General features: G+C 66.1%; 15 protein-coding genes. 3 read left to right on the forward strand and 12 right to left on the reverse strand.

Annotated elements, in window-relative coordinates:
- Nucleotides 1-3 precede the first annotated feature (3 nt).
- The 6 genes from ACP15I_RS02225 to tpiA all read right to left on the reverse strand — a co-directional run bounded on the left by ACP15I_RS02225 (nucleotide 4) and on the right by tpiA (nucleotide 8,822).
- Nucleotides 4-1,164 (reverse strand): cytochrome P450, encoded by a 1,161-nt coding sequence (locus ACP15I_RS02225; RefSeq protein WP_424973726.1) that lies wholly within the window; start codon nucleotides 1,162-1,164, stop codon nucleotides 4-6.
- A 2-nt stretch (nucleotides 1,165-1,166) separates the two neighbouring features.
- Complete coding sequence (locus ACP15I_RS02230; RefSeq protein ID WP_424973727.1) at nucleotides 1,167-3,401, reverse strand: TRAP transporter permease; 2,235 nt, start codon at nucleotides 3,399-3,401, stop codon at nucleotides 1,167-1,169.
- Between the two features lie 97 nt (nucleotides 3,402-3,498).
- Entirely contained in the window at nucleotides 3,499-4,482 is a 984-nt protein-coding gene (locus ACP15I_RS02235) for a TAXI family TRAP transporter solute-binding subunit (protein WP_424973728.1), read from the reverse strand.
- A gap of 286 nt (nucleotides 4,483-4,768) precedes the next feature.
- Nucleotides 4,769-6,121, reverse strand: coding sequence for a sigma-54-dependent transcriptional regulator (locus ACP15I_RS02240; RefSeq protein WP_424964588.1), 1,353 nt, complete (start codon nucleotides 6,119-6,121; stop codon nucleotides 4,769-4,771).
- Entirely contained in the window at nucleotides 6,118-7,995 is a 1,878-nt protein-coding gene (locus ACP15I_RS02245; RefSeq protein WP_424973729.1) for a sensor histidine kinase, read from the reverse strand. The genes ACP15I_RS02240 and ACP15I_RS02245 overlap by 4 nt, the downstream gene beginning before the upstream one ends.
- Before the next feature lie 83 nt (nucleotides 7,996-8,078).
- Entirely contained in the window at nucleotides 8,079-8,822 is a 744-nt protein-coding gene (tpiA, locus tag ACP15I_RS02250) for a triose-phosphate isomerase (RefSeq protein ID WP_424964586.1), read from the reverse strand.
- Between the two features lie 185 nt (nucleotides 8,823-9,007).
- Here tpiA and ACP15I_RS02255 point away from each other — a divergent pair, with 185 nt between their 5' ends.
- The 3 genes from ACP15I_RS02255 to ACP15I_RS02265 are packed head-to-tail and all read left to right on the forward strand — an operon-like array spanning nucleotide 9,008 to nucleotide 11,840.
- The gene (locus ACP15I_RS02255; RefSeq protein WP_424973730.1) at nucleotides 9,008-9,868 is read left to right on the forward strand and encodes an MBL fold metallo-hydrolase; all 861 of its coding nucleotides are present in this window, start codon (nucleotides 9,008-9,010) and stop codon (nucleotides 9,866-9,868) included.
- A 29-nt stretch (nucleotides 9,869-9,897) separates the two neighbouring features.
- Nucleotides 9,898-11,316, forward strand: a complete 1,419-nt coding sequence (locus ACP15I_RS02260; protein ID WP_424973731.1) for an FAD-binding oxidoreductase — start codon at nucleotides 9,898-9,900, stop codon at nucleotides 11,314-11,316.
- Nucleotides 11,313-11,840, forward strand: coding sequence for a GrpB family protein (locus ACP15I_RS02265; RefSeq protein WP_424973732.1), 528 nt, complete (start codon nucleotides 11,313-11,315; stop codon nucleotides 11,838-11,840). The genes ACP15I_RS02260 and ACP15I_RS02265 overlap by 4 nt, the downstream gene beginning before the upstream one ends.
- 110 nt (nucleotides 11,841-11,950) lie before the next feature.
- Here ACP15I_RS02265 and ACP15I_RS02270 read toward each other — a convergent pair whose 3' ends face one another.
- The 6 genes from ACP15I_RS02270 to ACP15I_RS02295 all read right to left on the reverse strand — a co-directional run bounded on the left by ACP15I_RS02270 (nucleotide 11,951) and on the right by ACP15I_RS02295 (nucleotide 15,944).
- Nucleotides 11,951-12,574, reverse strand: coding sequence for a VPLPA-CTERM sorting domain-containing protein (locus ACP15I_RS02270; protein WP_424964582.1), 624 nt, complete (start codon nucleotides 12,572-12,574; stop codon nucleotides 11,951-11,953).
- Between the two features lie 122 nt (nucleotides 12,575-12,696).
- On the reverse strand, nucleotides 12,697-13,236 hold the full coding sequence (locus ACP15I_RS02275) for an adenine phosphoribosyltransferase (RefSeq protein WP_424964581.1): 540 nt from the start codon (nucleotides 13,234-13,236) through the stop codon (nucleotides 12,697-12,699).
- Between the two features lie 330 nt (nucleotides 13,237-13,566).
- Entirely contained in the window at nucleotides 13,567-14,202 is a 636-nt protein-coding gene (locus ACP15I_RS02280) for a hypothetical protein (RefSeq protein ID WP_424973733.1), read from the reverse strand.
- 31 nt (nucleotides 14,203-14,233) lie between these two features.
- Nucleotides 14,234-14,719: a hypothetical protein gene (locus ACP15I_RS02285; protein ID WP_424973734.1), complete on the reverse strand. Its 486-nt coding sequence runs from the start codon at nucleotides 14,717-14,719 to the stop codon at nucleotides 14,234-14,236.
- Between the two features lie 213 nt (nucleotides 14,720-14,932).
- The gene (locus tag ACP15I_RS02290; RefSeq protein ID WP_424973735.1) at nucleotides 14,933-15,382 is read right to left on the reverse strand and encodes a hypothetical protein; all 450 of its coding nucleotides are present in this window, start codon (nucleotides 15,380-15,382) and stop codon (nucleotides 14,933-14,935) included.
- Between the two features lie 301 nt (nucleotides 15,383-15,683).
- Nucleotides 15,684-15,944 carry a hypothetical protein gene (locus ACP15I_RS02295; RefSeq protein ID WP_424973736.1) on the reverse strand — a complete coding sequence of 87 codons (261 nt, stop codon included), beginning with the start codon at nucleotides 15,942-15,944 and terminating at the stop codon, nucleotides 15,684-15,686.
- Nucleotides 15,945-16,024: the final 80 nt, after the last annotated feature.

Below are 16,024 nucleotides of genomic sequence, written 5' to 3' on the forward strand. Positions count from 1 at the left end.
CCCCTAGCGCGCGACCTCCAAGGTCTCGAGACCGTGGAAATGATAGATCGGCGCGTAGCGCGGTGGGGTCGTCAGCCGCAGCGCCGGGCATCGATCAAACAGGACCCTGAGCGCAATCTCGATCTCCAGCCGGGCCAACGGCGCGCCCACGCAGAAATGCAGCCCCGCGCCAAAGGCCATGTTCTGTCCCTTGATCTGACGCGCCGGGTCGAACCGGTGGGGACCTGAGGCAAAGGCCGGATCCCGGTTCGCCGCTGCCAGCAGGCAGCCGATGGTCTCGCCCGGGGCGAACCGGTGGCCGAAGAGCTCGACCTCCTCCCGCGCGATCCGGGTGAAAACATGGAGCGGCGGGTCAAAGCGCAGTACCTCCTCCACGAGCCCCGGGGTGATGTCGCGATGCCCGGTTTCCAGCAAGGTCTTCACCCCGTTGCCCAACGTGTGGACCGTCGCCTCATGCCCGGCATTGAGCAGCAGGATCACAGTCGTGATCAGCTCCTCGCGGTTGAGCCGCGCGCCATCCTCTTCGGCGGCGATCAGCGCGCTCATCAAGTCCTCGCCCGGGCTTCGGCGGCGGGCGGTGATCAGGTCACTGACCCAATCCGTGAAGGCCCGCGCGGCGTCATTGGCGGCAACCTCCATCGCGTGGGTGCGGCTTGCCTGATACATGCCCACCATGGCGTGGGACCAGGCCAGAAGCTGCGGCGCCTCGGCCTCGGGGACGCCGAGCATCCGGGCGATGATCCGCACCGGGACCGGGGTGCAGTAGGCGGGCAACAGGTCGAAGGGCCCTTCGGGGAACGCATCGATGAGTTCCTGACAGAGCGCCTCGATTTCGGGGGCGAGGGCCGCCACGCGGCGCGAGGTGAAGGCGCGTGTCACCAGCCCGCGCAGCCGCGTGTGGCGCGGCGGCTCAAGCTCGAGCATGGAATGGGCCTCGACCCCGTAGAAATCGGTCAGATGGGCGGGCACCGGGATCGGATCCACTGGTTCACGACCAAAACGGCGATCCTTGAGGATCGCCGCCGTGGCCTTGTAGCTGGGAGAGACGACCATGCCGTAGGCCTCCCACCAGATCAGGTCTCCGAGGTCCCGCATCCGATCATAGACCGGATACGGGTTCTGGACGAAGGTCGGATCCCCGGGATCCTGCGTGACCTTCTCCATGGTCAGTCCGCGCCGCGTACGGGGATGGTCGCGCCCGGGGCGGGGCGGATCACCTTCTGGACGAAATAGACCGCGGCGATCAGGCCGATCCCGGCAAGGTCGGTCACGATCCCGCCTTCGATCAGCAGGAGCGCTGCGACCACCAGACCGATCCGCAGGAACCAGACCGCGCGCCCGCCCATGAACCAGCCCTGTACGCCAGAGCTGAGCAGGAAGACCCCGACCACGGCGGTGCCACCGGCCCGCAGCACTTCCAGCCAGGTGCCATCCATCAGGAGCGCGCCGTTGTAGAAGAACATGAAGGGCACCACGAAGGCGGCGATCCCGATCTTGAAGGAGGCCACGGAGGTCTCCATCGGGTTGGCCCCGGATATCCCCGCCGCCGCGTAACTCGCCAGCGCCACAGGGGGCGTGATGGCCGAGAGCACCGCGAAGTAGAAGACGAAGAAATGCGCCGTCAGCTGCGGGATGCCCAGTTGCACAAGGCCCGGGGCAACCACACTGGCGGCCACCGCATAGGCGGCCGTCGTCGGCATTCCCATGCCCAGCAGGATCGCGATGCACATGGCAAAGAACAGCGCCAGAAGCTGGCTCGTATCCGCAATGCCCAGCAGGACCGCCGAGAAGCGCGCGCCCACACCGGTCAGGCTGATCACGCCCACGATGATGCCCGCACAGGCGCAGACCGCGATGATCTGCACGGACATGGTGCCCGCAATCTCAAAGGCCTTCACGATGGAGCGGGGCCCCATGCGGAACGGGGTGAACCACGACACCACGGCGGCGGCGATGGTTGCGAGCGTGCCCGCCCGGATCACCGAGTATCCCATGAAGAGCGCGTAGATCAGGATGATGATCGGCAGGAAAAGATAGATCTGGCGCACCATCTTGTTGAACTTCGGCAGCTCGTCCTTGGACATGCCGCGCATGCCGAGCTTGGCCGCTTCCATGTCGACCATGAAATAGACCGACACGAAGTAGAGGATCGCCGGGATCACCGCCGCGAGGGCGATGTCGGTATAGGGAATGCCCGTGATCTCGGCCATGATGAAGGCACCGGCCCCCATGATCGGCGGCATGATCTGGCCCCCGGTGGAGGCAGCAGCCTCGACCGCGCCGGCGGTTTTCTTGTGATAGCCCACCTTCTTCATGAGCGGGATCGTCAGCGACCCCGTGGCAACCACATTGCCCGCCGATGTGCCGTTGATCATCCCCATCAGGCCGGAGGCGAAGATCGCCACCTTGGCCGGACCCCCGCGAGACTGGCCAGCGGCGGCGAAGGCGAAGTTCACGAAGTAATCGCCCACCTTGGAGGCCTGCAGGAAGGCCGCGAAGATGATGAAGAGAATGATATAGGTCGAGCTCACAGCCGTGGTCGGCCCGAGGATGCCCGCATCCGTGTAGACCTGGCTGAAGAAACGTTGCCAGCTGATGGCCGGGGCATTCAGGAAGCCCGGCATGTATTGACCGACAAAGACATAGGTCAGGAAGATCGCCGCGATCACGATCAGAGCCATGCCCGCCACCCGGCGGGTCAGCTCCATGATCAGGGCCGTGCCCGCCACGGCGGCAATCGAGATCCCGATCGGGGCAAAGGGCGTGCCCGTCGAGTTGCGCATGAGCGTGCCATAGATGGTGATCAGATAGGTCGCCACGGCCAGCCCACAGACCGCCAGCACCAGATCCGGGGCCGCAAAGCCGCCGCGCGTGCGCCGGTGAAACCAGCTCAGCACGATCGCGCCCGCGGTCGCGATGATCAGGGGCAGACCAAAGAGGTAGGTCTCGTTGAACTTGATGCCCTCATCGATGCCGTTCCACATGGTGCCATTCGCGATCTCCATCGCGAAGCTCGCCGCCATGCCGAGCGAAAACAGCGCCGGGATCATCAGGGCATAGGCCACATAGCCCAGCATCGGGGTTTCCTTGCCCGGGCCGGGGAAATCCGTGCGCGCCGAAAACAGCAGGAAGCCAAGCGCCAGCGCGCCCGCGATATGGACGATCCGGAAATTCCAGGTCTCCAGCGGAAAGGTTGGCAGGAAGGGGATCGTCACCCCGGTCCATTCCGAGATCGACAACCCGTTCAGCGCAGCCATGTGAAAGGCCGCGTACAGCGCTGCAAACGCGCTGATCAGGATAAAATTGCGCCCCTCGAACAGGCGACGGTTCGCCTCCGTGGGTTCCTCGTCGACGCCATCAGCAATCAGATGGTCGTCTTCGGTCTTGGTTTGATCTGTCATTCCCTCACTCCGGTTTGGACGTCGTTGCGCCCAAGCACGGCTCCCTCCGCGCGTAAAAGAAGGGCCGCTGTGGCGCGGCCCTTCCAACTCTGTCGGCTTACATGCCGTGGATCATGCTATCGGGGATATCGGCCCCGGCATTTTCCTTGAACCAGGCCGCGGCACCCGGGTGCCATTGCAGCACGCCGTTCTTGTCCCAGTTCTCGGGCAGGGTGGAGCGGGCTGCCTTGTGGATGCCGACCATGCGCGCATTGTCGGACATCACCACGTCCACGACCGCTTCGACGAAGGAGGCGGGCAGGTCGCAATTGGCGATGGCGAAGTTCCACATGGAAACCGAGGTCGCGTCCTTGGTCAGGGTGGAATAGGTGTCTGCGCCGATCATGAACTCGGAAACCGGGAAGGCTTCAAGGATCTTGGCCTGCTCTTCCCCGGTGAACTCGATGATGTTCACATCCGTCTGCACTTCGAGCTGGCTGACCGCGGGCACCGGCACACCGGCGGCAAAGGCGATCACGTCCAGCAGACCGTCCTGCAGCTGACCGCCCAGGTCGGACCAGCCACCATTGCGGCGCTCAAAGTTCACGCCAAGCGTTTCCATCATGCGCGGGAAATAGGTGTCCGAGGTGGAACCTGCAGGGCCGAAGCCGATCTTGGCGCCGTCCGGGATATCCGCGATCGAGCTGATGCCCGAAGAGCTCAGCGCCGTCACGGAGAAGGGCGTCTGGTACATCGGGAACATCGCGCAGGCGCCGGTCATCTGCAGGCCCGGGGCGATGGGGTTGGTGCCGCCGAGGGATTCCGCGGCCGGGCCCATGGTGGTCATGCCGAACTGCGCGTCGCCCGTATGGACCAGCGCCATGTTCTGCATCGGGCCGCCGGTGACTTCGCCGCCACCCGACAGGCCCAGCTCTTCGGCGACAAGGTTCGCCCAGCCAGAGCCATAGGCGAAATAGGTCCCGCCCTGGGACGCAGTGCCCACGGTGAAGCTCTCGGGCCAGCCGTCGCGATCCATCGCGGTGGCCATGCTTGCGCCCAGGGCCACGATCATCGCGGTGCCGGTCATCAAAGTGAATTTCATTGTCTTCCTCCAGTTTGCGCCGCCTGCCGGGGGACCCGTTATCGGGCCGGGCTGGTGCGGCTCTCGCTCGCAAAGCGCGTGGCTTTGCAGACACCTCCCATTCGGTGCTGGGCGCAGTAGGGGGATGGCATGTGTTTTTGGCAAGGTCGCCATGCGGTCAGGACATGGGCTGCGCGAAAAAATTGCGCGCTTTGGGTCGGGACGGGGACATGGGCTGGAAATCATGTTCCCAAGTTGACCCAAGACGACCCAAGCGGGCCGGCTGCGGGCGGCAATGCGGGGGCGCTCAGCTCTCGGGCGCGAAGGTCTCGCGGGACAGACCGTGCTTCTGCATTTTCTCGTAGAGCGCTTTGCGCGAGAGATTCAGCGCCTCGTAAGTGTCCTTGAGCCGCCCCTGATGGGCGGCAAGGCTCGCGGTGATCAGGGCCTTTTCATAGGCGGCCATCTGATCGGCCAGCGCCTCGGGCGCGGGGGGCGGGGCGTCGGGGCCCGATGGCGCAAGATCGAGATCGAGCCCCAGCACATAGCGCTCGGCGGCATTGCGCAGCTCGCGCACATTGCCGGGCCAGTCCCGTGCGGCCATGCGCGACAGGACCCCGCCTGAGACCTCGGGCGCGGCCTGTTGCAGCCGCGCGGCGGTTTCGCTGACCAGTTGCGCAAAGAGCAGGGGGATATCCTCGCGCCGCTCGGACAGGGGCAAAAGCCGCAGGGTCACCACATTCAGCCGATAGAGCAGATCGGCCCGGAACCGCTCGGCCTGGGCCTCGGCCTCAAGATCCTTCTTGCTGGCGGCGACAAAGCGCACATCAAGGCTCACCGGCTCGTTCGAGCCCAGTCGCGTGACCGTCCGGTTCTGGATCGCGTGGAGAAGCTTGGCCTGCAGCGGCAGGGGCAGGCTGTCGATCTCGTCAAGGAAGACCGTACCGCCGCGCGCGGCCTCGAACTTGCCGTAGCGCGCGCGCATGGCCCCGGCAAAGGCTCCGGCCTCATGGCCAAATAGCTCGCTTTCGATCAGATCCGCCGGCAGGGCGGCGCAGTTGATCTGCAGGAACGGGCCGTCCTTACGCCCGCTGGCCCGGTGCAGGGCGCGGGCCGTGACCTCCTTGCCGGTGCCGGTCGCGCCGATGATCAGGACATCCGCATCGGTCTGGGCCACCGCGCGCACCTGCTGGCGCAGGGCGATCAGCGCGGGACTGCGCCCGGTCAGGCGCGCCTCGATCGGATCGCGGCGGCCGACGGCCGCGCGCAGGCGACGGTTCTCAAGCGTGAGGCGGCGCTTGTCCAGCGCCCGCCGGATCGTCGCCACAAGGCGGCTCGGGGCATAGGGCTTTTCGAGGAAATCATAGGCCCCGTCCCGCATGGACTGCACCGCGAGCTCGATATCCCCATGCCCGGTCACCAGGATCACCGGAAATTCCGGGTCGATCTCGAGACAGCGCGCCATGAGGTCGGTACCGCTCAGGCCCGGCATCCGGATATCGGTCACAAGGATGCCGGGAAAGTCGCGGGCGATCCGGGGCAGGGCGCTCTCGGCCTTGGCAAAGCAGGTCACGTCGAAATCCGCCAGCTGGAGAGTCTGCGCCGCCGCATGGCGCAGGGGTTCCTCGTCATCGACGAAGAGGATCATCTCCGAACTCATGATCGGGCCCCCTCCGGTTCGGGGCACAGGCTCAGGGTCAGCCGGAATTCCGCGCCCGTGCCCTCGCGGTTATGGGCGCTGAGCGTGCCGCCGAAATCGCGCACGATATTATACGAGATCGACAGGCCCAGCCCGAGCCCGCCACCCGGCCCCTTGGTGGTGAAGAACGGATCGAACAGCGTCTCTTCCGCGCCCGGCGCGATGCCGGGGCCCGTGTCGCAGACGCTGAGGATAGCCTGATCGGCGGTTTGCGTGACCTCGAGGGTGATCACCGGGGCCTCGGTCTCGGCGGTGGCATCCAGCGCGTTGCTCAGCAGGTTCACCACCACCTGTTGCAGGCGCACATGGCCACCGCGCACCCAGACCGGATCCGTCGGCGGATCATAGCGGATCTCGGCCTCCGCATGCTTGATCCGGGCCTGCATCACTGCCAGCGCATCATGGATCACTGTCGCGAGCTGCACCCGGTCCACGGCATCCTGCGGGCGGCGGGCGAAGTTGCGCAGATGCTTCGAGATCTCGGCCATCCGGTCCGTGAGGGCCGAGATCCGTCCGACATTCTCGCGCGCCTCCTGCGGGCGGTCCCGCTCGAGGAAGATCGCGGCGTTCTCGGCATAGGATTTCACGGCGGCCAGGGGCTGGTTGAACTCGTGGCTCAGGGCGGCTGACATTTGGCCGAGGGCGGCGAGCTTGCCTGCCTGCACCAGCTCGGCCTGGGTCTTGCGCAGCTGTTGTTCCGCCTGACGCCGCTCGATCACCTCCTGCTGGAGCTGGGCATTGGCCTCGTTGAGGTCCGTCGTGCGCTGGATGACCCGCGCCTCCAGCTCGGTCCGGGCGGCGGTTTGCGCCGCCATCAACGCGCGCTGCTGGGCGCGCCGTTGCAGAAAGACCATTCCGGCCAGCGCCAGAAGCAGGGTCAGCAGCGTCCCGATCGCCACCATTTGCAGGGCCTGCTGGCGCGCCGGCCCGGTCGAGACCAGCACGGTCACATCCCAGCCAGCCTCGGCGATGCGGCTGGTCTGGGCGACATAGCCCGCGCTGGGCGCGCCCGGATCATCAATGGTCCAGAGCTCGGCCCCCGCGCCGAGGGCGCGGCGCTCGGTCGACAAAGGTGTCACCTGCGACAGGGGATACTGCCGGGCCGCCTCGATCCCGGCGCGGGCAGCGGGGGTCAGGGGGCGCAGGGCGCGGAAATGCCAGTCCTCGCGGTCGGACATGAAAACCACGCCGCGCAGATCGCTGACCAGCACCGTGGCCGGGCCCGCGCGCCAGGTTTCCTCGAAACCGTCCACGGTGAATTTTACCGCCACCACGCCGGTGATGCGCTGATCCTCCTCGACGGGTGCGGCGTAGAAATACCCCCGCTCGCCCGAGGTGGTGCCCAGGGCAAAGAACCGCCCCAGACCACCATCGAGCGCCTGGGTGAAATAGGGCCGGTAGGCAAAGCTGCGGCCCACGAAGCTCAGGGTCTTGCGGTAATTGCTCGCCGCCAGCGTATGGCCGGAGATGTCGAGCAGATAGACATCCGAGGCCCTGAGCGCATAGGCGGTCTGGCGCAGGCTCTCATTGACCTGAGCGATCAGGGCGGTGTTGTCCGGCTCCTGCAGAAGCTGCGCGAGCTCGGGCCGTTCGGCCACCAGCGCGGGCAGGGGGGCATAGCGGTTGAGCGCGCCGGTCAGCCCCTCGACAGTCAGGCTGAGGGTCGCGGCGGCCTGCTCGGCCGCGTCGCGCTGAAAGAACCGCTCCAGCCGGGGGAAGCTGACCAGCGCCACAAGCCCGGCAAGGCACAGGGCCAGCGCCAGCGCCGTGCCGGACCTGATCGGCCGCCGGGCCGGGGTGCGGGGCCGCGCCGCGCTGTGACTTGCATCCGCCATGGGGGAATTATGCCGCGCGGGGCATGGATTGCCCATGGCGCGGGATGTCTCGGCCTCCGCGCCGCGCGTGCCGCATCATCGGCTCAGCCAAGTGCCGCGATGATCGCCGTGAAGTCGGACGCTTTGAGGGAGGCTCCGCCCACCAGCGCGCCATCTACATTGGAGACGCCGAAGATCTCGTCGGCATTGCCCGGCTTGACGGACCCACCATAGAGCAGGCGCACCGAGCGACCGACCCCCTCGCCAAAGCGCTGCTCCAGCTTGCCGCGGATGAAATCATGCACCTCGCCGATCTGGTCGAGGCTGGGCACGCGCCCGGTGCCAATGGCCCAGACCGGTTCGTAGGCGATCACGAGGTTGTGGCCCGTGGCCTGATCCGGCACCGACCCGGCCAGCTGGCCCCCAATGATGCCCAGCGTGTTCGAGGCGTCGCGCTCGGCTTCGGTCTCGCCGACGCAGACCACCGCCGTCAGACCGGCCTCCCATGCGGCGAGGGTCTGGGCGCGTACGGCGGCATCATCCTCGCCATCATCCTGACGGCGCTCGGAATGGCCGGTGATCACGTAGGACGCCCCGGCATCGCCCAGCATCTCGGCCGAGACATGGCCCGTATGCGCACCAGAGACCTTGGCATGGCAATACTGCCCGCCGACCTGCAGCGCGCCATCCCCGGCCATCGCCGCCATGGGCGCCACCAGCGTCGCGGGCGGGCAGAGCAGCACCTCGGCAGGGCTCGCCGCCGCGGCCTCGGCAATCGCGCCCGCCTCGGCGAGGGCCGCGGTGAGGCCGTTCATCTTCCAGTTTCCTGCTGCCAGTTTGCGCCGCATGCCCATATCCTTTCAAAACGCGTTGCCCAAGAGATACGCGTCTGGCGCAGGCTGTGCATCTGGTTTTTGCGCCTGAGGCCGCGCGCGTGCCCTCGGGCGCAGTATCGGTGCAGAAAGACCAGACTTGCGCGCCCGGCGCCCTATACTCTTGGCCAACCCGCACCCTGTCGCACGGAGGTCCGTCCATGTCCCGTTTTCCCCTGACCCTGTCGGCGCTGGCGGTTGGCCTCGCGACAGCTTTGGCCGCGCCCGCCGCTCTGGCGCAGGAGCAGACCCGCAAGCCCAGCCATTGCATCGCCATCGCAGATGCCGCGCCGGAGCTGTCCTATGTGCAGACCGCGAGCTTTGGCGCCCCGCTTGAGGATTTCACCGTCCGGCTGAGCTATATCGCCCATGCGAGCTTTCTGATCGAAGGACCCGAAGGTTTCACGGCGGTGACGGATTACACCGGGTTTCTCGGCAATACCTCGTTCTTTCCGGATGTGGTGACGATGAACAACGCCCATTCGACCCATTGGACGGCCAATCCCGACCCGCGCATCCCCCATGTCCTGCCGGGCTGGAACACCTCGGGCCCCAACCCGGTGGAGCATTACCTGGATCTGGGCGAGGTGCTGGTGCGCAATGTGCCAACGGATGTCCGCTCGGGCTTTGGCACGGTGAGCGCGCCGCTCGGCAATTCGATCTTCGTCTTCGAGATTGCCGGGCTCTGCATCGGGCATCTCGGGCATCTCCACCATGAGCCCAATGACATGCAATATGCGGCCCTCGGGCGGCTCGATGTGGTCATGGCCCCGGTGGATGGCGGCTATACGGTGCCACAGGACGTGATGATCTCGATCCTGCGGCGCTTGCGCTCCTCGGTGATTGTGCCCATGCACTGGTTCGGGGATTTCACGCTCCAGAGCTTCCTGACGGGCATGGCCTCGGAATTCCGGGTCGAGCACCGCGATACGAACTATCTGGAGGTGTCCCTGCGCACGCTGCCTTCCGAGCCCACGGTCGTGGTGCTGCGACCGGCCTGGCTGCGCGACGACGACTTGTAAGGCGCGGCCCCCGCGTCGGAGGACAGACCATGCTCGACACCGTTCCCGCCGATCTCGAGACGGCCCTGCGCGCAGAGCTGCCCGCATCCGCCTTCCCCGAACTGGGGGCGCAATATCTCGAAGAGCCCCGGGGCCGCTATGCGGGATCCGGCGGGCTGCTGGTGGCACCGGGTTCCGCCGCAGAGGTCGCGACGGTGCTGCGGCTGGCCAATGGGCACCGGGTGGGCGTGGTGCCCTATAGCGGTGGCACGGGTCTGGTGGGTGGGCAGATCGCCCCCGAAGGGCCGCCCCCGGTGATCCTGTCCCTGCAGCGGATAAACGCGATCCGGGCCGTACATGCGCGCGAGAACGTGCTGGTGGCCGAGGCGGGCGCGATCCTCGCGGATGTGCAGGACGCTGCTGCCGGGGTGGACCGGCTCTTTCCGCTGTCCCTGGCCTCCGAAGGGTCGGCCCGGGTCGGCGGGGTGCTGGGGACCAATGCGGGCGGGGTGAATGTGCTGCGCTACGGGAATGCGCGCGATCTCTGCCTCGGGGTCGAGGCAGTGCTGGCCAATGGCGAGATCTGGCACGGCCTGACCCGCCTGCGGAAGAACAACATGGGCTACGACCTGCGCAATCTGCTGATCGGGGCCGAGGGCACGCTGGGCGTGATCACGGCCGCGGCCCTGCGGCTTTATCCGCGTCCCAACCGGCACGGTGTGGCCATGTTGCAGGTGACCGGTCCCGAGGCTGCGCTCGATCTGCTGAGCCTTGCCGGCGAGGTCGCAGGCGACGCGATCTCGGCCTTCGAGCTGATCTCCGGCATGGGGATGCGGTTTCTGGCCGAGACCATGGCGGATCTGCGCCTGCCCTTTGCCGAGGCCCCGGATTGGTGCGTGCTGATCGATCTGGCCGGGGCCAGCGGGTTCGACCCCGAAGGCGCGCTCGAGACGCTTTACACCCGCGCGGCGGAGGCCGGTCTGGTCCAGGACGGGATCATCGCCCAATCCGAGGCGCAGGCGGCTGCGCTTTGGGCCGTGCGCGAGAACATCCCTGAGGCGAACCGCCGGATCGGCTCGGTCTCGTCCCACGACATCTCGGTGCCGCTCTCGCAGATCCCGGACTTCATCACCCGGGCGACCGCCGCCCTGAGCGCCATCGGCACCTACCGGATCAACTGCTTCGGCCATGTGGGCGATGGCAACCTGCATTACAACGTCTTCCCCATGCCCGGCGAGACCCGGGCCGATCACGAGGAGGCGCGCCCCGCGATCAAGCGCTGCGTGCATGACATCGTCCATGCCATGGGCGGGTCGGTCTCGGCGGAACACGGGGTCGGGCGGCTCAAGGTCGAGGATCTGGAACGCTATGGCGATCCGGTGAAGCTTGCCGCCATGCGGGCGATCAAGGACGCGCTGGACCCCAACGGGATCCTCAACCCGGGCGCGGTCCTGCGCCAGAGGGCATGACCGGCGGTATCCAGCTCGCGCCCCATGATCCCGATTGGGCCCGTGCGGCTGCGGCGGAGGGTGCTGCGATCACCGGCGCCCTGCAAGGACTTGCCGTCACGGTCCATCACATCGGCAGCACCTCGGTCCCCGGGCTGATCGCCAAGCCGATCCTTGATATCTTGCTCGAGGTCGGGGATCTCGCGGCGCTGGATGCCCGCGACGGGGATCTGATCGCGCTGGGCTATGAGGCGATGGGCGCTTTCGGGATCCCCGGGCGGCGCTATTTCCGCAAGGACAGCGCGGCGGGGCGACGGACCCATCAGCTCCATGCTTTTGCCGCCGGCTCCGAGGGGGCGCGCCGTCATCTCGCCTTTCGCGACTACTTGCGCGCGCATCCTGAGATCGCGGGGGAGTATGGCAAGCTGAAACAGCGCCTTGTCGCCCGCACGCGGGATGCGGAGCATTACATGGACGGCAAGGAGGGGTGGGTGCAGGCGACCGAGGCTGCCTCCCTGCGCTGGACCGCCGCGCGTTTGGGCTAAAAAAGACCCGGCGCGGTGGCGTACACCGGCCGGGGTCAGTCTACCTTAGGGAAACCTGTCGATCGCTGCATCGACAGGCCCCAGATTACGACTGAGTCGTTAGCAATTCGTTAGGATTTGAAAGATTTCCGGCGGCGCAGGGCCGCGGCCCCCAGCAATCCGCCCGCCAGAAGCGGCAGCGAGGCCGGCAGCGGGACCGGCGACGGGGGGGCTGTGTTTCCCACTAGCTTGACGTTGTCGATGATGATCCCGCCATTATCTGCGCCTTCATGGGCAAAGAAGATCGAACCGGTGGAGCCATCGCCGACAAAGCTGAAGCTCAGCTCGGCAAAATCCGACGCGCGCGGGCCTCCGGGAATGCTGAGCGTGTCGCTGACACCGCCGACGCCGAAGGTCATGACGTTGGTGTTCTGCTGCTGAAAGTAGTTCTTCGAGTAATCGAAGCTCAGGGTGTAGCTCTGACCTGCGGTGAGCGTAAAGCTCTGCACGGTCTGGATCGTGCCTGCGGCCCCGATCGAGCCATCGAGATCCACACAGGTGTCGATATTGTAGCAGACATCCGGGAAATATCCGGGGCCGGTGATGTCCACGGCACCGGCCGTGGTGGACCATCCGGCTGGTGTGCGGTTCGCACCGGCAGTGTTGGTTTCGAAATCATCGAAAAAGAGCGTGTTGGCGGCGGCGAGGCCGGGGGTCACGAGGCAAAGGCACAGGGCGAGGGGAAGAGCTTTCATCAAAGGTCACTCACTAGGCTTGGGACGGTTAATCCCAATTCCCTAGCCGCAGCGCGACCTTTACGTCAAATTTTCCGCGTTTCCGGTGCGTTTTTGTTGCCGGTCCGAGAACAGTTCTGCGCTCAATCCCCGTCAAAGGCGGTGAGGGCGTGGACAGCCATGTCCATCTCCTCCAGCAATTTGCGCCCGCCCAGATCCGGCAGGTCGATCACGAAGGCGCAGCCCACCACCTGCGCGCCGAGCCGTTCGATGAGCTGGATCCCCGCCCGGGCCGTGCCGCCCGTGGCCAGCAGGTCATCCACCAGCAGCACCCGCTCGCCCGGTTGCAGGGCGTCGTCATGGATCTCGACCGTGGCCTCGCCATATTCCAGCGCGTAATCCTGCTCGATCGTCTTGCCGGGCAACTTGCCCTTCTTGCGGATCGGCAGGAAGCCGACGCTCAGCTGATGCGCAACGGCCCCGCCCAGAATGAAGCCCCGCGCCTCGAGCCCGGCCACCTTGTCGATCTTCACGCCTACAAACGGGTCGAGCAACTGGTCCACCGCGATCCGAAACCCCCGTGGGTCGAGAAAGAGCGTGGTGACATCCCGGAACATGATCCCCTCATGGGGAAAGTCGGGAATGGTCCGGATATACTCGCGCAGGGTCTTTTGCGGCGTCATGGGAAAACTGTCCTTGGATTGCAGGCAGGGGCATCCTTGGCAATGTCCGCGCGCCGGTCAAGCAAGCGTATGGGTCCGTTCGGAAAAGACGCCGCATGCGTCACGCTTGCCTTTCCCATGGCCTGTGTCGCGGGGACCTGCAGGAATGCCCGGATCGCTCGCAGCACTGTAGTGCCGAGCCTTCAGCCGGGCGGCGATCCTTGGCTGCGGGAGCGGGCCATTCTGGCTGTTCCCGCGCGCCTGCCGAGGGCATCCCGGATCACCCGACCAACCCGCTCAAGGCTCGGGTGAGGGCCTAACCATAAACGTCCTCGTCCATCGCGGCACGTGTCAGAACTCCAAACCGAAAAACACCATCGCCAGCGGAACCGGCGAGACGGCAAGCGCGATGGTCGCCACCGTTGCCAGCGGTGAAAAGATGCCGCTCAGGCCCGCCATCAGCATGATGCCACCGCCCCCACCGATGACCGAGTTTCCGGGCGTGTTCATAGCCAGAGCCGGCGGGACATAGCGATACCGTATGGCCAGTTGCAGCGCGCGCGCCGATTGTCCGTCCAGCAGCATCGCCACACGGTCATCACCGGAAAGGGGCGCGGCGCGGGCGACGAGGTCCGCGGCGCGGCGCATCCGCGGGAGGGACAAGGACCTCCGCAACACGTCGATGGGCAGGAAGCGACCGGCGGTATAGGCAAGGATCATGGAGGCCACGGTGCAGACATAGATCAGCGGCGCGATAGCTGCACCAAAGGCCGCGAGCATGGCCAGCCCGATCTCGGCCCCCGGAACGAATGGGAGCGCCAGCAGCCCGATATAGGCCACCGCACCGAACATGATCATGCGGTGCACCTGTTGCTCGTTATCAGGCCGGATCTGCAGGTTCAGGGCATCGCGCACCTCATGCGCGCCCCGGGTGGCCAGCACCAGCACGGCGATCAGGATCGCGACGCGAAGCGCAATACCACCCATCGAAAGGCCAGACGATCGCACCTCGGCGATCTCAGCTGGAGATCGCGGTCGCGGTGTCGAAATCGGTGGCGGTGCCGGACCCTTCCAAGACGATCTGATTGGTCCAGTACCAGCGGCGCGTGGTCCATGTGACGTCGAATGTGATCGTATCGCCGGTGACCTGACCGTACCAGACCACGGTGTGCGGCGCGTCAGGGCAAAGGGTTGTGGTCGTGAAATGGATCACGCCATCGATCTCTTTCGTCTGGTAATCGGACCAACCGAAATCGCAGTAGATCTGGCAATCAGCGGATTGGAAGGTGCCATCGCGGAACAACAGCTCATCTTCCAGGACAGCGCCGCTTTCCATGTCGATCCCGCGGACCGTGAACGCACGGCCATCCAGCGCGCCGGGCGCGCCCCAGGCGCCCTCGGGCACTTCCAGGTCCGGAATGTCCTCGTTCATCACGGACATGGTGGCCGCGCCGGTTCCGGCTGTCGCGAGCACAATTGCGGCCACTTGAATGATCTGGGTCACAGTGATCTTCGTTCTCGTAAAATCGAACGCCCGTAAACTGCGTTTTTTCTGATGCAGGTTGCGGCCAAGGCAAATGCGATGGACGCAGACAAATTTTGTATCTCTGAGCACAGTGAGACAGGTCGGGCCATCTGAGCCCATCGACACGTTTTCTTTTGAGCCGACCTGCCTTGCACCTCTGCGAGCCGCTGGGTCAGCGCCCTGCACCGGGTGTCATTCGATGCCCAGCACCTCAGTGAACATCTCGGCATAAGCGGGCCGCGCGAGGGCCACGCCTTCTTCGAGGGAAGGGTGGGGCGACAGGGTCGTGATGTACCCGACATCGAGCATCGACAGGTAGGCCTGACCATCCTCCTGATAAAACGCGATATTCCCACATGGCATAAGGGCGAGATTGTGCAAACCCGCGGCCCCGACATACCCGCGCATGGCATTGAAGCAGATCTTCATGCCGACGGCGGCCCCGCCCATCATCTCGAACTCGCCATTGAGCGACCAGTCGTCGTTCATCGCGATGAAGTCGCGAATAAGCGTGGCGGCCTCCTGCAGTGGCTGGTCCAGCTGATGGATGATGAAATGCTCGGACGGCTCTGCCATCGCGATGGGGGCCCATACCAGACCGACACATGTCGCGGCGCTCAGTGCTCGTGGGATTGCTTTCATTGGTGTCCTCCTCCTCGTTTGGACTGGGTGCGTGGGCCTGGAACGGCCTCTCGTGAAGCGGGAGCTGGGGGCGTCAGTGGCCCGGGCGATCATGGTGCCCCGGAATGCCTCGCGCGTACCGGGTTGGGGGGTCGGATGGCCAAGGCGGGGCCTGCCAAGTCGCCCATCCGGGGGCGTGGCGTCCGCCCGCTGGGTTTGCTCCTCTCGCGGGTCGCCAATCGCACCTTGCGCGCCGGAGAGTGCGAGCATCCTTGGTGCGATCTGTAGCCTCCGGGGCGGGCGGTCTCGAGGGCAATCCGGGTCACACTGTGGCGATCAGGTAGCGGGCCCGCGCGCCGAGCTCGCTGACCGGCTTACCCAGCTCCGCCGAGAAGGCGGTCGCCATGCCCGCGCCGCATCCCGCGTCCAGATGGCGGATGCCGGAGGCAACCTTCGCATGGGCGAGAACCACGCGGAACTCGGCGGCGAACTGCCCTTCTTGCACCTCGGCCCAGTCCCGGGCGCGGGCGCCCCAAAGTGGCCCGTTGATCCCTGCGGTGCCGGTTTCAAGCGTCTGGCTCATGGCGTCTTCCTTTGATGCGCGCGTGCCAGCAAGGGCGGCAAGCGCGCCTGTGTCGTGGCGTCGGTTCCGCACCGTCCTGC

The organism is Dinoroseobacter sp. S124A, from assembly GCF_049801015.1.
GTDB lineage: Bacteria > Pseudomonadota > Alphaproteobacteria > Rhodobacterales > Rhodobacteraceae > Dinoroseobacter.

Excerpts from the sequence above, each read along its gene's own strand:
- ACP15I_RS02225 (WP_424973726.1), bottom strand. The coding sequence starts at position 1,164 with ATGGAGAAGGTCACGCAGGATCCCGGGGATCCGACCTTCGTCCAGAAC.
- ACP15I_RS02230 (WP_424973727.1), bottom strand. The coding sequence starts at position 3,401 with ATGACAGATCAAACCAAGACCGAAGACGACCATCTGATTGCTGATGGC.
- ACP15I_RS02235 (WP_424973728.1), bottom strand. The coding sequence starts at position 4,482 with ATGAAATTCACTTTGATGACCGGCACCGCGATGATCGTGGCCCTGGGC.
- ACP15I_RS02240 (WP_424964588.1), bottom strand. The coding sequence starts at position 6,121 with ATGAGTTCGGAGATGATCCTCTTCGTCGATGACGAGGAACCCCTGCGC.
- ACP15I_RS02245 (WP_424973729.1), bottom strand. The coding sequence starts at position 7,995 with ATGGCGGATGCAAGTCACAGCGCGGCGCGGCCCCGCACCCCGGCCCGG.
- tpiA (WP_424964586.1), bottom strand. The coding sequence starts at position 8,822 with ATGCGGCGCAAACTGGCAGCAGGAAACTGGAAGATGAACGGCCTCACC.
- ACP15I_RS02255 (WP_424973730.1), top strand. The coding sequence starts at position 9,008 with ATGTCCCGTTTTCCCCTGACCCTGTCGGCGCTGGCGGTTGGCCTCGCG.
- ACP15I_RS02260 (WP_424973731.1), top strand. The coding sequence starts at position 9,898 with ATGCTCGACACCGTTCCCGCCGATCTCGAGACGGCCCTGCGCGCAGAG.
- ACP15I_RS02265 (WP_424973732.1), top strand. The coding sequence starts at position 11,313 with ATGACCGGCGGTATCCAGCTCGCGCCCCATGATCCCGATTGGGCCCGT.
- ACP15I_RS02270 (WP_424964582.1), bottom strand. The coding sequence starts at position 12,574 with ATGAAAGCTCTTCCCCTCGCCCTGTGCCTTTGCCTCGTGACCCCCGGC.
- ACP15I_RS02275 (WP_424964581.1), bottom strand. The coding sequence starts at position 13,236 with ATGACGCCGCAAAAGACCCTGCGCGAGTATATCCGGACCATTCCCGAC.
- ACP15I_RS02280 (WP_424973733.1), bottom strand. The coding sequence starts at position 14,202 with ATGGGTGGTATTGCGCTTCGCGTCGCGATCCTGATCGCCGTGCTGGTG.
- ACP15I_RS02290 (WP_424973735.1), bottom strand. The coding sequence starts at position 15,382 with ATGAAAGCAATCCCACGAGCACTGAGCGCCGCGACATGTGTCGGTCTG.
- ACP15I_RS02295 (WP_424973736.1), bottom strand. The coding sequence starts at position 15,944 with ATGAGCCAGACGCTTGAAACCGGCACCGCAGGGATCAACGGGCCACTT.